Raw genomic sequence first — 19,287 nt, forward strand, 5'->3', positions numbered from 1 at the left:
GAGTAAGAGAGAAGTAGAGGAGAATTTTCATGCAGCTAGAACAAATCCATTCCCCCGTGACGAATAAGCTATTGGAAGATTATTGGTCGGAACGTGCTAATATACATTCATTTTTTGAATACAAATATAATGTGGAATCTTTTGAGAAAAGAATCGAATATTTAAAGAACCGTTCGTACCGCTCAAAAGAATTAGCGCAAGTGATACGCAGTTATATGGAACAATACGGCTTATCGCAAAAAGCAAATCATTACTTAAATGAACTGGAGCAAGGTGCTGTAGTTGTAGTAGGCGGTCAGCAAGCAGGCTTATTAACGGGACCGCTTTATTCTGTTCATAAAGCGATCTCGGTCATTTTACTTGCCGAACAGCAACGAAAAGCTTTAAATACACCCGTCGTACCTATGTTTTGGATTGCTGGTGAAGATCATGACATCGAAGAGATAAATCATACGTACACAATGGTGAATGGAGAATTGAAAAAGCGTGGCTATAGTGAACGTTCTAAGCTGAAAAAAATGGCTTCTACGACTGAATTGAATGGCGAAGCCCTAGAGCAATTTATAGTCAATGTTTTTAAAGACTTTGGAGAAACACAATATACAGAGGATTTACTGAAAAATGTGTTGCGGCATGCAAATGATAGTAAAACATTTACTGACTTTTTCACATTATTGATGAATGATTTGTTTGAAAAGCATGGTTTATTAATGTTGGATGCTACATTTGAGCCGTTTAGACAATATGAAAAAATGTATTTTGCACAATTGGTGGAGCAAAATGAACAAATTGCGAAAGGTGTTTTTGCTCAAGAACAAAAGCTAGCTCAAGCAGGATACCCGAAGCCGATTGAAGCGACGGTGCAAAACGCGAATTTGTTTTACATTAGAGAAGGAGAGCGTTTTTTATTGGAACGCCAAAAAGACTTCTTCAAAAACAGTGCAGCTTCTGTAAAATTCTCGAAAGAGGAGCTGTTAGCTATTGCGAGCGAATCTCCTCAAAGTTTAAGTAACAATGTTGTAACACGTCCTTTAATGCAGGAAATGGCACTTCCAGTATTAGCTTTCGTTGGTGGTCCTGGTGAATTAGCCTACTGGGCAACATTAAAGCCTGCTTTTGAGACATTGCAACTGCAGATGCCGATTTTCGCACCGAGATTAAGTGTGACATTGGTTACTCGTCAAGTTGAGACATTGTTGAAGCAAAAAGAGCTATCGATAACGGATGTATTTACAAATAAATCTGAGCAAAAGATGAAAGAATTTGTGGAAAGCTTAAAAGATGACCGACTCAACATTTCCATTGAACAAATGAAGATGCAATTGCAACGTCAATATGAAGAGCTTACCGATTATTTACGAACTGAAAACTATCAGGGGGAAGATTTATTAGAAAAGAATAAAAATTACCATGAAAGACAATTCGATTATTTGAAAACGAAGCTCGAGAAGCAAAATATTGATAAGCATGAAACAGAAATCCGACACTACAAAACTATCCAAGCTTTATTATATCCAAATAACCAGTATCAAGAACGGTTTTATAACCCTTATTTATTCCTTAATACCTATGGTGAAACGTTGGTTGATGATTTATTGGAACTACCTATGAGTATTTCAGATCAGCATCATCTTATTGTCCTATAAGAAACAAGAGTTATCTCATGTGAAGATAACTCTTTTTTTGTGACTTTTTTCACCGAACGTATGTGTGAGAATATGCTCATTTACTTAATTTATTTTTATTGGTATTAGAAGTAATGAAATAAGTGGTGGAAAGTGGGGGGATGTGGTACATTATTTATTAAAGTGGGGTGAGTAGCATGTTCATGGGAGAATATCAACATTCTATTGATGCAAAAGGTCGAATGATTGTCCCTGCAAAGTTTAGAGAATCGCTTGGCGAACACTTTGTACTGACGCGTGGGCTAGATCAATGTATTTTTGGATATCCTATGGATGAATGGCGAAAACTCGAAGAAAAATTAAAAGATTTACCAATGACGAAAAAGGATGCTCGTGCCTTTGCACGGTTTTTCTTTTCGGGTGCAACAGAGGTAGAAGTGGACAAGCAAGGCCGAATTAACATTCCATCTACACTAATCGGGTACGCTAATCTTGAAAAAGAATGCGTTGTTTTAGGAGTATCGAGTAAAATTGAGATTTGGGCTAAAGATGCTTGGCAGCAATACTTTGATCAATCTGCTGAATCTTTTGGTGACATAGCAGAGAATTTAATTGGTTTTGATTTTTAACTACTAAGTAAGAGGTGCTTTAAAATATGTTCGATCATACAACTGTATTATTGAAAGAAACTGTTGATGGGTTGAACATCAATCCGGACGGTATTTATGTAGACTGCACATTAGGTGGTGCAGGACATAGTGAATACCTTGTACAGCAATTGTCAGAAAACGGCCGTTTGATCTGTTTTGATCAGGATACAATAGCCATTGAAAACGCTAAAGTACGGTTAGCCGATTATTTAGATCGTGTTATATTCGTACACTCAAATTTCCGCTATTTAAAAGAGGAATTACACAAACTGAATATACATCAAGTAGATGGAATTTTATATGATTTAGGTGTCTCATCACCACAACTTGATACACCAGAACGAGGATTTAGTTACCACCATGACGCGCCACTTGATATGCGTATGGACCAAACGGCAGAAATTAGTGCATATCATGTAGTGAATGAATGGTCTTACGAAAATCTAGTTCGTATTTTTTTCCGGTATGGAGAAGAAAAGTTTTCAAAACAAGTTGCGCGTAAAATTGAACAAGCTCGTGAAATTGCACCAATTGAAACGACAGGACAATTGGTAGAGCTTATTAAAGATGGTATTCCAGCTCCAGCACGTCGAAAAGGTGGGCATCCCGCAAAACGAATCTTCCAGGCAATTCGAATTGCTGTAAATGATGAGTTAGGTGCAGCAGAAGATTCATTAGTAGATGCAATCGATTTATTGGAAATTGGCGGTCGTATTAGTGTCATTACATTCCACTCATTAGAAGATCGTTTGACAAAAACTCTATTTAAAGAGGCTTCATCATTACCGGATTTACCTCATGGATTACCGGTTATCCCGGAACATATGAAACCTATTCTTAAATTAGTGACGAGAAAGCCGATTCTACCAACAGACGAGGAGTTAGCTGCGAATAATCGTTCACGTTCAGCAAAATTGCGCATCGCTGAAAAAATTAACGACAAAGGACGTGGGTAATAAATGGCATTAAGAGCTAGGCAAGTTTATGTTCAACAGCAGCCAGAACTACCTCAACATCAGCAGCAAGAACAAAGACAACCTGTCGTAAGAAAAAAGCCTAAATTAAAGTTTTTTTCTGTTCAGGAAAAGTTTTTGTTCGTAATCTTTACAGTCATAGTAGCATCTTTCGCTGTTTCCATATTACATACTCAAGGAGAAATCCAAACACTTAGTATGGAAATCCAATCAATTGAACGAGACATAGCAGAGGTAAATAACAATAATACTGATTTAAAAGTACAAGTAAGTGAACGCTCCACTCATCAACGTATTTGGGAAAAAGCGAAAGAACTCGGATTAACACTTAATGAGAAAAATGTGAAGGTAGTGCCGGGGGAATGAAAAAGAGAAGATTTCGTTACCAGTATGGAGCCTTTCTAATGTTTTTAATCTTTGGGGGGCTCTTTTTACTATTATATTGGCGCTTCGTTTCGATACAGGCTACAGGGGTAGTGAAAGGGCATGAGTTGGAAGCTGAAGCTTTAGCAAGGTACGAGACGGGTTATGTACTATCGGCAGACCGTGGGAAAATCCTAGATCGCAATGGAAATGTAATTGCTGAAGATACACTAAGTTATCGACTTGTTGCCGTGATTAATGAATCTGCAACAGAAAATAAAAATAACCCTCGCCATGTTGTAGATAAGGCGGAAACAGCCAAATTGTTAGCCCAGTTTATCCCGATGGATGAAGAAAAAATATTGGCTAGACTAACTCCAAAGTCTGGAGCAAACACATATCAAGTTGAATTTGGACTTGCCGGACGTGGAATCAGTCATGAAGTAAAAAAGAAAATTGAAGAACTTAAATTACCTGGGATTATTTTATATAGCGACAAAAAGCGCTATTATCCGAACGGTGCCTTCGCATCCCATCTAATCGGTTTTGCATTGCGCGAAACGGATGATAATGGAAATTCCTCTGTCGTAGGCAAAATGGGGCTTGAATCTATTTATAATGAGCAGTTAACAGGTAAAGATGGTAAATTGTCATACCAACGAGATGCTCGTAATTATTTATTGCCAAATAGCGATAAAATTATACAGGATGCACAAGATGGTAATGACATTTATTTGACAATCGATAAAACCATTCAAAATTTTTTGGATGAGGCGATGTCCCGTGTAAATGATCAGTACAAACCCCAGTCAATGGTTGCTGTCGTTGCAAATCCTAAAACAGGAGAGATATTGGCAATGTCACAACGGCCAACATTTAACCCGGATACACGTGAAGGATTGGATGGCAACTGGCTGAACGATGTGATAGAAAACACGATTGAGCCAGGTTCTACTTTTAAAGCATTTACGGTTGCAGCAGCAATCGATTCTGGAAATTGGTACCCGAATGCCGAATACCAGTCGGGCCAGTATAAAGTTTATAAAGATACTATCCGTGACCACAATCGGTATGGATGGGGGAAAATCTCCTATTTGGTAGGCTTTCAACGCTCATCAAATACAGCAATGACAAATTTGCTTGATATTATGGGATGGGAAACGTACGAGAGCTATATTAAGGAATTTGGCTTCGGACAAAAAACGGGTATTGACCTTCCAAATGAAGCAAGTGGAATTATTAACTCCCGTTATCCTTTGGAAAAGTATACAACAACATTTGGACAAGGCTCTACAGTTACTCCAATTCAGTTAATTCAAGGAATAACTGCAATTGCGAATAACGGTGAAATGATGCAACCATATGTCATTGATAAAATAGTAAATCCAAATACAGGTGAGATTGTAGTAGATTCTGAGCCTACAAAAAAAGGACAACCCATTTCTGCAGATACAGCAAAAAAAGCAAGGGAGCTTTTAGCTTCTACTGTTTATGGGGAAGCAGGTAATGCGAAACGTTTCCAAATTGAAGGTTATAAAGTAGCCGGAAAAACGGGAACAGCGCAAATGCCTAAAGCAAGTGGTGTAGGTTATGACTGGGGGAAAAATGAATTCCTTTATTCATTTTTAGGAATGGCACCTATGGAAGACCCGGAGCTAGTTATGTTTATATCCGTAGCGAAACCCAAACTTGCAGATACAGAAATCGGTTCTGATCCTGTATCCCAAGTATTTAACTCTGTGATATTAAATAGTTTGAAATACATGAATATAAATCCAGCAGACGTAGCTGAAGTGCAAACGAGCAAAATTGAGAATTATATAGGACAACAAACTGACTCGGTAATGACCAAACTACAGGCAGAAGGGCTACAACCGGTATTAATCGGTCAAGGGGGAGAAATCTCAGAACAGTTTCCGGCTGCCGATACTTCGTTAACAAAAGGAAGTATTGTATTTTTAAAAACAAATGGCGACATAACGGTACCTTCATTTGAAAGTTGGTCTTTACGTAATCTACTTGTCTATAAATCATTGTCAAAACTGCCGATTGAAATTGTCGGTGAAGGGTATGTAGAAAGTCAGAGTATATCCCAAGGGACAGTAATTGTTGACGATGCACCAATCGTAGTAAAGCTTAAAACACCTGAAGAGAAACATTCGACACCACCAGCAGAAGATATGGAAATGGTAGACGAAGAAATTGAAGAAGAACTTCCACAAGATTAGAGAGAGTTGAATACAAACTTCATTTATAACATACGCTATTTTAGGTGAGGTGTCATAATATGAAGTGGGTAACAACGAAATCAAAAAAACGCTTAACATGGATCGCCATCGCACTAGTAGTATACGGCGTGGCGATTTTTGTTAAGTTAGTGTCCGTTCAAGTGATTCAGTACGATAAGCTTTCGACAATGGCGAAAGAGAATTGGGACCGGGAAATTCCATTCCATGCGGAGCGAGGGAAAATTACCGATCGAAACGAAGAAGTCATCGTTTCGAATGAATTAGCGCCAACGTTGTACTTCATGCCATCGCAAAACGAAGATAAAGAATATGTAGCAGATGCCATTTCTAAAGTGCTGAACAAAGATCGTGCCAAAATTTTAAAAAGATTAGAGCAACGTATTTCTTTAGTGAAAATAGCACCAGAAGCAAAAAATATTTCATATGATCAAGCAGTGGCAATCCAACAAATGCAAATTCCAGGCTTGTACAGTGGAGTTGATTATGTGAGGTCCTATCCGCATGGGAACTTATTGGCGCGTTTTTTAGGTTTTACAGGTGTTGATAATCAAGGGCTAGCAGGAATTGAATACGAATATAATGAATTATTAAAAAGCTCGAATGCAGCAATTCGATTATTTACTGATGCAAAAGGAAATACGTTAGAACATGTAGATGATGAATGGAAAAACGGTAAGGATGGAGCAACAATCCAGCTGACAATTGATTTAAAGCTCCAAAAGATTGTTGAACGGGAATTGTCGCAGGCAATGGTGGAATACGATGCTGATCAGGCGCTGGCTATTGCCATGAATCCGAACAGTGGGGAAATACTGGCACTTGCTTCTTTCCCGACGTATGATCCAACCAAGTTTTCGGAAGTGGATCCAAGTATATACAATCGTAATCTTCCAGTATTTATGTCGTATGAGCCAGGTTCAACATTTAAAATCATTACTCTAAGTGCGGCTATTGAAGAAGGCGTTGTAGATATGGAACATGACCATTTTCATGACGCAGGCTATACGATGGTTGAAGGAGCACGTTTACGCTGCTGGAAACGTGAGGGACATAAAGACCAAACGTTTTACGAAGTTGTCCAAAACTCCTGTAACCCTGGATTTGTCGAGCTTGGTCAACGAATCGGCTCGGATAAATTACTCGATTATATCCATCGATTTGGATTTGGTAAAAAAACAGGTTCTAATATAGCAGGAGAATCTTCAGGAATACTGTTTTCAAAAGAGGCATTTGGTCCGGTAGAGCACGCTACTACGTCCTTTGGTCAAGGTGTTTCCGTAACGCCAATCCAACAAATGCAGGCTGTTGCAGCAGCTGTTAATGGCGGCACACTATATAAACCATATACTGTAGCGAAAATTTTGGATGGAAATACCAATGAAGTGATTATGGAGCAGAAACCTGAAGTGAAAGCACAGGTAGTTAGTGAGGAAACCTCGGAGAAAGTTCGTCATGCTTTAGAGCTAGTTGTAGCGAAAGGTTCCGGTCGTCAAGCTTTCCGGGATGGATTACGTATTGCAGGAAAAACTGGGACTGCCCAAAAGGTTGAAAATGGCCGTTATAAGGATGGAGATTATATCGTTTCTTTCATCGGTTTTGCACCTGCGAATGATCCGGAAATTATTGTTTATGTAGCGGTAGATAACCCGAAAAGTTCATTGCAGTTTGGTAGTGTAATTGCTGCACCGATTGTCGGGCGTATTATCGAAGACGCGGCACCACTGTACAATATAGAAAAGCAAGAGAATCAAATAGAACGAAACTACGTTTGGGGCGATGAATTGACAGAGCGCATACCAAATTTTGTTGGGTTGACAAAGGAAAAGGTTATACCGAATTTGTATCCTTATAGAATTCAATGGCATGGAGAAGGAAATGAAATAATCGAGCAAGTTCCACCGCCTGATAGCCAGATTCTTCAAACCGACATTGTTCATTTATATTTAGGAAATTAAATTGGATTTCAGCCTTTTAAAATTCATCTAAAACAACTATTATAGTGAGGGTTGTTTTTTCACAATAACATATCAGATACAAACCGTTGAAAAATCAAACGATCCATCATATCCAGACAGAAGTTTTAAAGGAGATATATTATGACATTATCAACAACATTGACCATACTTTTTTCATCATTTTTATTGACGGTCATTTTAGCACCAATGGGTATACCGCTTTTACGAAGATTGAAGTTCGGGCAAAGCATACGAGAAGAAGGACCTCAATCCCATATGAAAAAAGCTGGGACACCTACAATGGGTGGATTAATTTTCTTATTAGCTATTATAATTTCGACAATTGTTGTCGCAATAATTTTTGACTTATTTACAACACAAACGGTTGTACTATTACTTGTTTTAGTTGGATTTGGGGTAATTGGCTTTTTGGATGATGGATTAAAAGTTATTTTTAAACGTAATTTAGGATTAACTTCACTACAAAAGTTAATTGGCCAAATCGCAATTGCGATCGCAGCATTCTTACTGTTACGTTTAGGATCTTTTGACACATCTGTAGGTATTCCATATACAGATATATCCATAGACTTAGGAATCTTGTATGTAGGTTTCTTAATTTTTTGGTTAGTAGGGTTTTCAAATGCAGTCAATCTAACAGATGGCTTAGACGGACTTGTATCAGGTACGGCTTCCATCGCGTTTGCAGCATTCGGTGTGATTGCACTGTTTAATGAGCAGGCCGATATTGCGCTATTTGCATTTGCTGTAACAGGTGCTCTACTTGGCTTTTTAATTTTCAATGCAAACCCGGCAAAAGTATTTATGGGTGATACAGGATCTCTTGCGCTTGGTGGTGCATTGGCAATGATTTCTGTTTTAGTAAAGCAAGAGCTGTTGTTATTATTAATCGGTCTTGTATTCGTCATTGAAACATTGTCGGTTATTTTACAGGTAGGAAGTTATAAACTTCGTAAAAAACGTATTTTTAAAATGAGTCCTATTCATCATCATTTTGAATTATCAGGATGGTCTGAATGGAAAGTAGTTATTGTATTTTGGTCGACTGGTTGTGTCGTAGCACTTATAGCAGTTTTAGCGGAGGCGTTATTATGAGGGAGTATGAAGGATTGCAATCAAAAAAAGTACTAGTGTTAGGTTTAGCAAAAAGTGGAGTTGCGGCAGCTGAGCTACTTCATCAATTAGGAGCATTTGTAACAGTAAATGATGCAAAACCATTTGATGCAAATCCCGAGGCGCAAGAGCTATTATCAAAAGGAATTACGGTGATTTGCGGACGGCATCCAGAGGATTTGTTGGATGAAGGGTTTGAACTTGTCGTTAAAAATCCAGGTATTCCCTATACAAACCCGATTATTGCAGATGCTATTGAAAAGGGTTTGCCAGTCATTACAGAAATGGAACTTGCTTATTTAGTAAGTGAAGCACCTTTCATCGGTATTACGGGTTCAAATGGTAAAACGACGACAACGACTTTACTTTATGAAATGTTAAAAGCTGGTCAGTTAAAGCCGTTAATTGCCGGGAATATCGGAACTGTGGCTTGTGGCGTTGCAGCAGAAGCAAGTGAGGATGAAGTTATTGTAACTGAATTATCCTCGTTCCAATTAATGGGTACACGTACTTTCCGACCACACATTGCCATTTTAACAAATCTTTATGAAGCCCATTTAGATTATCATGGGACATTTGAGGAATATGCAGAAGCTAAATTTGGTGTAACACGCAATCAAACGAGCGATGACTATTTTATTTATAATGCGGATCAGCAAATTGTTGCTGAATATACAAGTAAGTCAAAAGCTCAACTAATACCTTTCACTACAAAAGGCCGATCAGATCATGGCATTAGTGCAGATGAAAAAAATATTTACTGGTACGGAGAAGCGATATTAAGTCGTGAACAAATTGTATTACCCGGTGATCATAATTTAGAAAATATTTTATGTGCCGTTGCGGCCGCTAAGCTGCAAAACTGTCCGATTGAAGCGATTCAGGAAGTACTTGCAACCTTTGCAGGTGTTCGCCACCGTACACAATTTGTACGAGAATGGCAAGGGCGAAAAATTTATAATGATTCAAAGGCAACGAATGTACTCGCAACAAAAAGCGCTTTAGCAGCCTTTAACAGTCCAATTGTTTTGTTGGCCGGTGGATTGGATCGTGGGCATTCATTTGAAGAGCTTCGTAAGGAAATGACACGCGTAAAAGCAGTTGTCGCATTTGGGGAAACTGCACTTCGCTTAATTGAATTTGCAAAGTCATGTGGCATTACAAATATCGTACGTGCAATTGATGTAGAGGATGCAGTCGGTTACGGGGCAAAAATATCTGAGGAAGGTGACATCATTTTATTGTCACCTGCATGTGCAAGTTGGGATCAACATGCGAGCTTTGAAATTCGTGGCGACTTATTTATTGATCGTGTTATGAAACTTTCATAAGAAAGGATAGTTACACTGTCGCAAAAGTTACAACAATATTTTTTTATAAGTGCAATCGTTTTGTCGATTATAGGTATAGTCTTTATTTTTTCTGCTGGTACATATTGGGGTAATGTTCACTATACTGGACAAACCCCATTTTACCAAAAGCAGGCCATTTATTTTATTATTGCGCTATTTATTTGCATAGCAATGATGAATTGGGAATTATTAAGAAGTCAAAAAATATGGGGTATGCTCTATATTGTCTCGTTAGTGTTACTTGTTGCAGTAATGATTCCTGGTATCGGAATCGTTAGAAATGGCTCACAAAGCTGGATTGGCATAGGTCCATTAACTGTTCAACCTGCTGAAATCGCCAAAGTGACCACAATTATTTATATTAGCGCATTGTTATCACAGCGGAAATCGTATGAACGAATTGTTCAATGGAAACATTTTATGATTTTAATGATTCCATCCGCTCTTATTATGCTACAACCGGATTTTGGTGCTGTATTCATTTTAGTCGTCGTCGTTTTAATTGTATTTTTTATTGCTCAATATCCGTTACGCCTATATGTCGTTCTAATAAGTCTAGGAATGGCTGGATTGGTCGGGTTAATCATTGCCGCCCCATACCGGCTAAAACGTATTGAAGCATTTATCAATCCATGGGCCGATCCTTTGGGTAGTGGATTCCAGGCAGTACAATCCTTATTTGCAATAGGTCCCGCAGGATTATTTGGACATGGCTTATTAAAAAGCAGACAAAAGTATTTATATTTACCAGAACCGCAGAATGATTTTATTTTCGCAATTATTTTAGAAGAAATCGGACTTGTTGGTGGAATGGGACTACTGCTTATTTTTGCGTGCTTTTTAGTATTTGGTTATCGATTGGCTTTACAGTGTGATCATGTTTTTCACTTTTATGCAATATGCGGATTAACAACGATGATTGCTGTCCAGGCAGGTCTTAATATCGGGGTTGTCATTAATTTATTACCCGTAACAGGTGTAACATTGCCATTTATAAGCTATGGGGGGACTTCGTTAGTCGTAATATGGGTTACCGTAGCGCTCATTTTGAATCTTTCAAATGATAAAAGAAAGGAGTAGACAGATGATGGAAAAGATAATCGATATTACAGAGCGCGTACCTACTATGAAAAAACGTAGAAGACGCCGTACAAATTTAAAATTTCTTGCATTAGTTACGGTATTTCTTTTCGTCATCATGATACTTCTTTATTTTCAATTACCTTATAGTGATATTAAAAAAATCAATATAAAGGGTGCACAACTTAAAGAAGACACATTTTATATTGAACAGACGAATCTAAATATTGATGATTCCTTATGGGGATTTAAAATTCCGGATGTGCAGCAAAAGATTGCTCAGCATGAATGGGTAAAGTCTGTAGAGGTACGACGGAAGTTTTTAAATGAAGTTGAAATCACTGTCGAGGAATGGCAAAAAGTTGCCTATATATCAAAGGATGGGGAATTTTACCCCATGCTTGATAATGGGGTTGTTTTTAATGAACCCAATGCAATTGTTCCAATCGATGCGCCAATTTTTTTGAAATTTGAAGATGAGTCTTTACGGAAAAAGTTATTAAAGGAGCTTGCAAAATTGAAGCCTGAGGTATTGTCACTTATATCTCAAATCAATGCAAACCCTTCCGAAGCCGATCCCTATTCGATAACGCTTTATATGAATGATGGTTATGAAGTTCGGGCAGATGCGAATACTCTAGCCGAAAAGCTCAATTACTATCCGTCAATCGTTGCCCAAATCGAAAATGAGGAAGCATTTGAAAAAGGGGTTGTAGATATTGAAGTTGGTTCTTACTACAGACCTTTTTCAGATGAATATTCTTTAGTTGACAAGGATTCAGAAAACCTGGATCTAAATGATGAAGGCAGTGCGGAGGTCGAAGAAGGGGGGCAACTGGAAGTAGAAAATGATGAATAGCGAAAACAACAACAAAAAACAACCTAAGAAAAAATCAATATTGTTGTCTCGTAAATATATTGCTTTACTAATAGTATGTATAATAACCGGTTTTATAATCGGTTTTTCTTATAATTTATCAAAGGACAAGCGTACGCTAAGTTCTGCCTCTCCACAATTTGAGCAAGAAAATCAATATAGGGAAGATTTAATTGCAAAAAAGGAACGCAACAAAGAGTTGGCAGAGGAACTTGCGCAATTGGAAGATAAAATTCGTGCATATGAAAAGCAATTTTCCTCTAATGAGGCTCAATATGAACAAAATCGGCAGGATGCAGAACAATTACGATTATTATTAGGGTTATCGGCTGGAGTAGGACAAGGCATTAAAGTTACGCTTCGAGATGGTGATTATAATTCCAATACAACGAATCCAAATGAGTATATTGTTCACGAAAGTCACATATTTAAATTATTAAATGAGCTGAAAATTGCTGGGGCTGAGGCCATATCAATAAACGGACAGCGGTTAAAACCGAATTCGTATATTATTTGTAACGGACCGGTTATTACGGTCGATGGGCAACAGTATCCAGCACCATTTGTAGTAGAAGCAGTAGGTAACCAAGAGGTGTTAGTCTCCTCATTGGAATTGTCAGGTGGGGTATTTGACCAGTTGATCAATGAACAAATTGTCGTGACTGTAGAAAAAAGCGACTTAATAGAAATGAAAACTATCAGCGATGAGTAAGGCATAATATCGGAGGGAAGATGATGACGAAAAAAATGTACCGTAATATTACGATGATCTCGTTCATCATTGGCTTTATGCTGGCGGTGCAATACAACACTGTTCAAAGCCCGGCTGAACGTAACACAGTAGATATATGGGAAATACGTCAACAACTTTCAGTGGAACAGGAGCGGCATTCAGAGCTTCTGACAGCAATTAGCGACCTGTCTGAAACAGTAAGTAAATACGAAGATAAGGAATTTAATAATCCTGAAATTTTATTAGAACAAACAGTAAATAATTTAAAAGAGCGTGCAGGTATTTTACCAATAAGCGGACCAGGTTTGACATTGAGCGTCGAACCTTCACAGGAGCTAATAGACTTTGGTTATGAAATCAAGCCTGTATCCCCTGAATTATTAATTCGCCTTGTTAACGATTTATACCGTAGTAATGCACATGCAATTGAAATTGATGACAAAAGGTTGACCTATAATACCGCCATTCGTGATATTAACGGACAAACAACTATAAATAGTGAGCCGATAGGGGAAACTAATATAGAAATAAATGTGATAACACCCACTTATGAGCAAGCTGAAAAGTTAAAGAATCATTTATTGGCTTCTTCTTTTCAGGATGAATTCTACATCGACAATCTTGTATTGACAATTCATGAAGCAGAAAAAAATGTACGAATAAACTCAGTCGTAACCGTACAAAAAAGTAATTATTTAACTGAGAAATAGAAGGGGATGCGAATATGTGGTTACCACTTTTAGGACTTATATTTGGTGTGGTATTGGGTATTTTAACAGATATTCAAATTCCATCTGTCTATGAAAACTATTTATCAATTGCTGTACTAGCTGCTCTCGATACGATGGTCGGCGGAATTCGCGCACAACTACAACAAGTATATGACGATAAAGTATTTATTTCAGGGTTTTTCTTTAATATAATTTTAGCAGCAGGATTGGCTTTTTTAGGCGTTCATATAGGTGTAGATTTGTATTTAGCTGCAATTTTTGCCTTTGGAGTACGACTATTTCAAAATATTGCGGTAATTCGCAGGCTGATTTTGACAAAATTTGAAAATAGAAAACATAATAAGTAGGAAAACTCATAACAATCACGTTAAAATATCATTACAATTTATCGTTTTACTTAGACAATCATGTAAATTTACAATAGAATAAACTATAGGAGTAATCGAAGGAGGTGCAGAAGTTGAATCATCAAGAAATATATGTCTCGCTCGATATTGGATCCTCTTCTATAAAGGTCCTAATCGGAGAAATGAACGATGATCAATTGCACGTAATTGGTGTAGGTCATGTGAAATCAACTGGTATAAGAAAAGGTGCAATTGTTGATATAGATGCAACTGTACAATCGATAAAAAAAGCTGTGGACCAAGCAGAACGAATGACTGGTATAAAAATAGAGGAAGTAGTGCTCGGTGTACCAGCAAATCAAACCATTTTACAGCCTGTAAAGGGAGTAGTGGCGGTAAATGGTGAAGACCGTGAAATTACGGATGATGATTTGGCACGGGTAATTGACTCTGCACAAGTTATGTCGATTCCACCAGAGCGAGAGCTAGTAAACTTAATTCCTAAACAATTTATAGTAGATAACTTGGATGAAATTAAGGACCCGCGCGGAATGATTGGTATTCGCTTAGAGATGGATGCAACGATGATTACAACCTCAAAGACGCTTGTACATAATGTATTAAGATGTGTAGAACGTGCAGGTTTGCAAATTCGTGAAATTTATTTACAACCATTGGCAGCAGGAAACTTTGCGCTAACGGAAGACGAGAAAAACCAAGGAACGGCTTATATAGATTTAGGTGGCGGCTCCACAACGGTTGCTGTATTCCAGGATGGTTTACTGAAGAATACGGCAGTTATACCAGTCGGTGGAGATCATATTACAAAAGATTTATCGATTGTACTAAAAACACCTACTGAACAAGCTGAAAAAATTAAAAAGCAGTATGGACATGCTTTTTATGATGATGCTTCAGATGAGCAACTATTTGATGTACCTGTTGTTGGAACAGATACAACAGATCAATATAGCCAACGCTATATCTCGGAAATTATCGGTGTACGTTTAGAAGAGTTATTTGAATTAGTTTTAGATGAATTAGCTCGAATGGGTGTACAGGATTTACCTGGTGGTATAGTGATTTCTGGTGGAGTAGCACAGCTGGAGGGCATTGCCCAACTGGCACGTCAAATTATGCTGACGCGAGTTCGTATTTATACGCCTGATTATATCGGTGTTCGTGAACCGGCCTTTACAACTTCGGTTGGTTTAATACGATACGCAAATGCAGAAGACGATTTTTACGGAAGAAGTGAGCCGGTAGACCCTTCTTCATATGTAGCACCTTATCCTACTCAATCAACTCCTTCTAAAAAACAAGCAAATGGGCCGGAGAGAGTAGAAAGCGCAAATAAAGTAAGTGTGATTGATCGCGCAAAAAACCTATTAAACAAATTTTTCGATTAATACGAAAATGAATGACGTGAATAATTAGGAGGAGAAGTGTATGTTAGAATTCGAAACGGATATGGACCAATTAGCCGTTATTAAAGTAATCGGCGTTGGTGGGGGCGGTAACAATGCTGTCAACCGCATGATAGAGCATGGTGTACAAGGTGTAGATTTTATTGCTGTTAATACAGATGCACAAGCTTTAAATCTATCAAAAGCAGAATATAAATTACAGATTGGCGGAAAATTAACGCGAGGACTTGGCGCAGGTGCCAATCCGGAAGTAGGAAAAAAAGCCGCTGAAGAAAGCCGTGAGCAGCTGGAAGAAGTATTGCGCGGAGCAGATATGGTATTCGTAACTGCTGGAATGGGCGGAGGTACAGGTACAGGTGCAGCACCAGTAATCGCTTCTATTGCACGTGATTTAGGTGCATTAACAGTAGGTGTTGTAACACGTCCATTCACATTTGAAGGCCGTAAACGTCAAACTCAGGCTATTGGCGGGATTACTTCTATGAAGGAAGCCGTTGATACATTAATCGTGATACCAAACGATAAATTATTACAAATTGTTGATAAATCAACACCGATGCTGGAAGCCTTCCGTGAGGCGGACAATGTATTGCGTCAAGGTGTACAAGGTATTTCGGATTTAATCGCTACACCTGGTTTAATCAACCTGGACTTTGCTGACGTGAAAACAATCATGTCTGATAAAGGTTCGGCATTGATGGGTATTGGTATTGCTGCTGGTGAAAACCGTGCAGTAGAAGCAGCGAAAAAGGCCATTTCTTCTCCATTGCTTGAAACATCGATCGATGGAGCAAAAGGCGTTATTATGAACATCACAGGTGGTACGAACTTAAGTTTATTTGAAGTTCAGGAAGCAGCAGATATCGTACAATTAGCTTCAGATGAAGAGGTTAATATGATTTTCGGTTCTGTTATTAATGACAACTTAAATGATGAAATAATTGTTACTGTAATCGCAACAGGGTTCTCTGACGACTTTATTGTCCAAAAACCACAGCCTGTGCGTCCGTCAATTGGAGCGCGCCAACAAGCTGCGACACAACAGCAACCTTCACGTATGCAAGAACCGGTACAACAGGAAGCGCCGCGTCAACAGCAGCAACAACAACAGCAAACAAACTATCAACAGGATGATGCGCTGGATATTCCGACGTTTTTACGTAATCGTCGCAATCGCTAATTATCAATCCAATATACAATATAAAAGCTAGTTTAACGTTTCGAAATGGAAACGTTAAGCTAGCTTTTTTTGTCGAATGCTTTTGAATGAAGTAATACTATGTCATACGATTATTGGGTTTTACTGCAACGGTTAGACAAAAATCTCGCATTTGCTTTGATAATCTTGTTTTAGGAGGACAATACATGTATGCAGAATGGATTCTTTTAATGAACTTTTTAATGAATCTCGTATTACTAAAATTTACAGCAACTATGACTAACGCCATCATTCCAATTTGGAGATTAATTTTAGCAGCCTTTTGTAGTGCGATGATTGCTGTGTTATTTATGGGAAACATCTTTATGTTACTTGTAAGTTTCATCTTACTATTAGGTATTGCTTTTTCATTTAAATGGAAAATATTTTATGAGCAAGGCAAGTGGATATTGATTGCTACTTTGCTCGCTGGTGGATTATTAACAGCATTACAGCCATTTTTGCTTGCATCTCCATTTTTCGCATATATTTTTATATGTTTCGGCATAGTATGTATTAGTTTGACAGTAATGAGAAAAGGCTGGTTTCAAAAATTGCAGCAAGTTGCACAAAGTCGTTATGTGACAACTAGTAAAGTTGAATTACTGGATATGCAATTAGAGCTATTAACGTATATCGATACAGGGAATGAATGCACGGAACCTTTTAGTCAAGCACCCGTACATTTTATTTCATTTAAAACCGTGCAATCTATGTTATCCGAGGAGTTTAACAAATGTTTGCTTGCATGGAACGAACAGGAGCCTTACTCATTGACAATGTTTTCAAAAGAAGTACAAAAACGAATACGTATAGTTCCGATTACCACGGTACAAAAAGGCACAGTACTTGTACCAGCTTTCCGTGCCTCGATTAGTGTTGGCGATAAAGCGTATTCAAACCACTATGTTGTTTTTACGAAAAATGATGCGCGCTTTCCGCAAAATGCCCAAATGATTGCACATGTGTTTGTCCTAACGAATTAATAAGGGAGGATCGATATTGCTTAAAAAAATTCAATCGATAATTTTAAACATACTGAGCTACTTTAGAAGAAAAAAAGGGACATACTATATAGGGGGACATGATTCATTGCCTATTCCATTAACTAGAGAAGAAGAAGTTGTCGTAGTCGAAGCCTTTATGAATGGTGACTTGCATGCCAGAGATATGTTAATTGAAAGAAATTTACGTTTAGTCGTTTATATTGCAAGACGTTTTGATAATACTAGCACACCGATAGAGGATTTAATTAGCATAGGTTCAATTGGGCTTATTAAGGCAATTGAAACATTTAATTTAGATAAAAATATAAAATTAGCCACATATGCATCACGCTGTATTGAAAATGAAATTTTAATGCATCTACGTAAGACGAGCCGTATGAAAGGCGAAGTTTCCTTTGATGAGCCGTTAAATGCTGATGCAGATGGCAATGAATTATTACTATCAGACATACTAGGTACTGAGGAACATATTATTACATTAGACGTAGAACGTAAAATTGAACGTCAGCACATGTTCAATGCCATTAATCAACTAACTCCAAGAGAAAAATACATTATGGAATGCCGTTTTGGATTAAACGGGAAAGACGAAATGACGCAAAAGGAAGTAGCAGATCATTTAGGCATATCGCAATCATATATCTCTAGATTAGAGAAAAAAATCATTTTAGATTTACGGGAATATTTAAACGAACCAATTGCATAAGATGGTTAATTTTGGCGCGCATAGCAATGGACAATTCGGACAAAATGATTGAAAAGACAAAAGACAATCAAGTTCGGAAGGTGAAGTTGTATGCGTACAAAAGTGGAATTATGTGGTGTAGATACATCAACATTACCAGTACTAAAGCCAGATGAAATGAAGGATTTATTTATCCGATTACAGCAAGGGGAATTGGTTGTTCGTGAGCAATTGGTATTTTGCAATCTACGGTTAGTGCTCAGCATTGTCGGTCGCTATGCATATCGTGGTGAACAGGCGGATGATTTATTTCAGGTAGGTTGCATTGGCTTAATGAAAGCAATTGATAATTTTGATTTAAAGCATAATGTCCGATTTTCGACATATGCTGTACCGATGATTATGGGAGAAATTCGCCGTCACTTAAGGGATCACCATGCATTGCGTGTTTCCAGATCACTGCGAGATATTGCATACAAAGCGATGAAAGCGAAGGAGCAATTTATTGCAGAAAATTTAACAGAGCCAACTATCGAGCAATTAGCTCATGCTATTGAGATGAAAAAAGAAGATGTACTATTTGCACTGGATGCAATTCAGGACCCGATGTCATTGCAGGAGCCTATTTATTCTGATGGCGGTGATGCTATATTTATGATTGATCAGATCAAAGATAAAGTGACGGAGGAACATTGGGTCGGTTCAATCTCACTGCAAGAAAGCATGAAAAAATTAAATAGTAGACAAAAAATGATTATAGAAAAACGCTTTTTCTTAGGTGAAACACAAACTGAAATTGCCCAATCTTTAGGTATTTCACAGGCTCAGATTTCAAGATTGGAAAAAAGTGCAGTAGAAATGATGAAACGTGATTTTCGTTAAATAGATAGAAATGATGAG

Annotated in this window: 18 protein-coding genes; all 18 read left to right on the plus strand. The window is 37.9% G+C overall.

Annotated features, from left to right (window positions below):
• Nucleotides 1-29: 29 nt before the first annotated feature.
• The 18 genes from bshC (at nt 30) to sigG (ending at nt 19,269) form a co-directional block, all read left to right on the plus strand.
• Entirely contained in the window at nt 30-1,646 is a 1,617-nt protein-coding gene (gene bshC / locus MKY13_RS04090; protein ID WP_191698505.1) for a bacillithiol biosynthesis cysteine-adding enzyme BshC, read from the plus strand.
• Between the two features lie 176 nt (nt 1,647-1,822).
• On the plus strand, nt 1,823-2,254 hold the full coding sequence (gene mraZ, locus MKY13_RS04095) for a division/cell wall cluster transcriptional repressor MraZ (RefSeq protein WP_191698504.1): 432 nt from the start codon (nt 1,823-1,825) through the stop codon (nt 2,252-2,254).
• Nucleotides 2,255-2,280: 26 nt separating this feature from the next.
• Nucleotides 2,281-3,231, plus strand: coding sequence for a 16S rRNA (cytosine(1402)-N(4))-methyltransferase RsmH (gene rsmH / locus MKY13_RS04100; RefSeq protein ID WP_191698503.1), 951 nt, complete (start codon nt 2,281-2,283; stop codon nt 3,229-3,231).
• A gap of 3 nt (nt 3,232-3,234) precedes the next feature.
• Nucleotides 3,235-3,615, plus strand: a complete 381-nt coding sequence (gene ftsL, locus MKY13_RS04105; protein ID WP_191698502.1) for a cell division protein FtsL — start codon at nt 3,235-3,237, stop codon at nt 3,613-3,615.
• A 38-nt stretch (nt 3,616-3,653) separates the two neighbouring features.
• Nucleotides 3,654-5,840 carry a penicillin-binding protein gene (locus tag MKY13_RS04110; RefSeq protein WP_191698501.1) on the plus strand — a complete coding sequence of 729 codons (2,187 nt, stop codon included), beginning with the start codon at nt 3,654-3,656 and terminating at the stop codon, nt 5,838-5,840.
• A gap of 59 nt (nt 5,841-5,899) precedes the next feature.
• On the plus strand, nt 5,900-7,816 hold the full coding sequence (locus MKY13_RS04115; RefSeq protein ID WP_191698500.1) for a penicillin-binding transpeptidase domain-containing protein: 1,917 nt from the start codon (nt 5,900-5,902) through the stop codon (nt 7,814-7,816).
• 141 nt (nt 7,817-7,957) lie between these two features.
• A complete protein-coding gene (gene mraY, locus MKY13_RS04120; protein WP_191698499.1) occupies nt 7,958-8,932 on the plus strand; it encodes a phospho-N-acetylmuramoyl-pentapeptide-transferase in 975 nt (324 codons plus the stop codon).
• Nucleotides 8,929-10,281: a UDP-N-acetylmuramoyl-L-alanine--D-glutamate ligase gene (murD, locus tag MKY13_RS04125; protein WP_191698498.1), complete on the plus strand. Its 1,353-nt coding sequence runs from the start codon at nt 8,929-8,931 to the stop codon at nt 10,279-10,281. The genes mraY and murD overlap by 4 nt, the downstream gene beginning before the upstream one ends.
• Nucleotides 10,282-10,287: 6 nt before the next feature.
• The gene (ftsW, locus tag MKY13_RS04130; protein ID WP_191698747.1) at nt 10,288-11,382 is read left to right on the plus strand and encodes a putative lipid II flippase FtsW; all 1,095 of its coding nucleotides are present in this window, start codon (nt 10,288-10,290) and stop codon (nt 11,380-11,382) included.
• Between the two features lie 7 nt (nt 11,383-11,389).
• Entirely contained in the window at nt 11,390-12,241 is an 852-nt protein-coding gene (locus tag MKY13_RS04135) for a cell division protein FtsQ/DivIB (protein WP_191698746.1), read from the plus strand.
• Nucleotides 12,231-12,971 (plus strand): DUF881 domain-containing protein, encoded by a 741-nt coding sequence (locus tag MKY13_RS04140; RefSeq protein WP_191698497.1) that lies wholly within the window; start codon nt 12,231-12,233, stop codon nt 12,969-12,971. The genes MKY13_RS04135 and MKY13_RS04140 overlap by 11 nt, the downstream gene beginning before the upstream one ends.
• 23 nt (nt 12,972-12,994) lie before the next feature.
• Nucleotides 12,995-13,702 carry a DUF881 domain-containing protein gene (locus tag MKY13_RS04145; RefSeq protein WP_191698496.1) on the plus strand — a complete coding sequence of 236 codons (708 nt, stop codon included), beginning with the start codon at nt 12,995-12,997 and terminating at the stop codon, nt 13,700-13,702.
• Between the two features lie 14 nt (nt 13,703-13,716).
• Nucleotides 13,717-14,070, plus strand: a complete 354-nt coding sequence (locus MKY13_RS04150) for a small basic family protein (protein WP_191698495.1) — start codon at nt 13,717-13,719, stop codon at nt 14,068-14,070.
• Between the two features lie 113 nt (nt 14,071-14,183).
• Entirely contained in the window at nt 14,184-15,479 is a 1,296-nt protein-coding gene (gene ftsA / locus MKY13_RS04155) for a cell division protein FtsA (RefSeq protein ID WP_191698494.1), read from the plus strand.
• A gap of 40 nt (nt 15,480-15,519) precedes the next feature.
• Nucleotides 15,520-16,677, plus strand: a complete 1,158-nt coding sequence (gene ftsZ / locus MKY13_RS04160; RefSeq protein WP_191698493.1) for a cell division protein FtsZ — start codon at nt 15,520-15,522, stop codon at nt 16,675-16,677.
• A 185-nt stretch (nt 16,678-16,862) separates the two neighbouring features.
• The gene (locus MKY13_RS04165) at nt 16,863-17,681 is read left to right on the plus strand and encodes a sigma-E processing peptidase SpoIIGA (RefSeq protein ID WP_191698492.1); all 819 of its coding nucleotides are present in this window, start codon (nt 16,863-16,865) and stop codon (nt 17,679-17,681) included.
• A 16-nt stretch (nt 17,682-17,697) separates the two neighbouring features.
• Complete coding sequence (gene sigE, locus MKY13_RS04170; protein ID WP_191698491.1) at nt 17,698-18,408, plus strand: RNA polymerase sporulation sigma factor SigE; 711 nt, start codon at nt 17,698-17,700, stop codon at nt 18,406-18,408.
• Nucleotides 18,409-18,498: 90 nt separating this feature from the next.
• The gene (gene sigG / locus MKY13_RS04175; RefSeq protein ID WP_191698490.1) at nt 18,499-19,269 is read left to right on the plus strand and encodes an RNA polymerase sporulation sigma factor SigG; all 771 of its coding nucleotides are present in this window, start codon (nt 18,499-18,501) and stop codon (nt 19,267-19,269) included.
• Nucleotides 19,270-19,287 lie beyond the last annotated feature (18 nt).

It is taken from the genome of Solibacillus sp. FSL W8-0372 (genome assembly GCF_037969735.1).
In the GTDB taxonomy this organism is placed as follows: Bacteria; Bacillota; Bacilli; order Bacillales_A; family Planococcaceae; genus Solibacillus; species Solibacillus faecavium.

What these genes read in the sequence shown, in the direction of transcription:
- bshC (WP_191698505.1), top strand. Translation starts at nt 30, where the DNA reads ATGCAGCTAGAACAAATCCATTCCCCCGTGACGAATAAGCTATTGGAA.
- mraZ (WP_191698504.1), top strand. Translation starts at nt 1,823, where the DNA reads ATGTTCATGGGAGAATATCAACATTCTATTGATGCAAAAGGTCGAATG.
- rsmH (WP_191698503.1), top strand. Translation starts at nt 2,281, where the DNA reads ATGTTCGATCATACAACTGTATTATTGAAAGAAACTGTTGATGGGTTG.
- ftsL (WP_191698502.1), top strand. Translation starts at nt 3,235, where the DNA reads ATGGCATTAAGAGCTAGGCAAGTTTATGTTCAACAGCAGCCAGAACTA.
- MKY13_RS04110 (WP_191698501.1), top strand. Translation starts at nt 3,654, where the DNA reads ATGTTTTTAATCTTTGGGGGGCTCTTTTTACTATTATATTGGCGCTTC.
- MKY13_RS04115 (WP_191698500.1), top strand. Translation starts at nt 5,900, where the DNA reads ATGAAGTGGGTAACAACGAAATCAAAAAAACGCTTAACATGGATCGCC.
- mraY (WP_191698499.1), top strand. Translation starts at nt 7,958, where the DNA reads ATGACATTATCAACAACATTGACCATACTTTTTTCATCATTTTTATTG.
- murD (WP_191698498.1), top strand. Translation starts at nt 8,929, where the DNA reads ATGAGGGAGTATGAAGGATTGCAATCAAAAAAAGTACTAGTGTTAGGT.
- MKY13_RS04135 (WP_191698746.1), top strand. Translation starts at nt 11,390, where the DNA reads ATGGAAAAGATAATCGATATTACAGAGCGCGTACCTACTATGAAAAAA.
- MKY13_RS04140 (WP_191698497.1), top strand. Translation starts at nt 12,231, where the DNA reads ATGATGAATAGCGAAAACAACAACAAAAAACAACCTAAGAAAAAATCA.
- MKY13_RS04145 (WP_191698496.1), top strand. Translation starts at nt 12,995, where the DNA reads ATGACGAAAAAAATGTACCGTAATATTACGATGATCTCGTTCATCATT.
- MKY13_RS04150 (WP_191698495.1), top strand. Translation starts at nt 13,717, where the DNA reads ATGTGGTTACCACTTTTAGGACTTATATTTGGTGTGGTATTGGGTATT.
- ftsZ (WP_191698493.1), top strand. Translation starts at nt 15,520, where the DNA reads ATGTTAGAATTCGAAACGGATATGGACCAATTAGCCGTTATTAAAGTA.
- MKY13_RS04165 (WP_191698492.1), top strand. Translation starts at nt 16,863, where the DNA reads ATGTATGCAGAATGGATTCTTTTAATGAACTTTTTAATGAATCTCGTA.
- sigG (WP_191698490.1), top strand. Translation starts at nt 18,499, where the DNA reads ATGCGTACAAAAGTGGAATTATGTGGTGTAGATACATCAACATTACCA.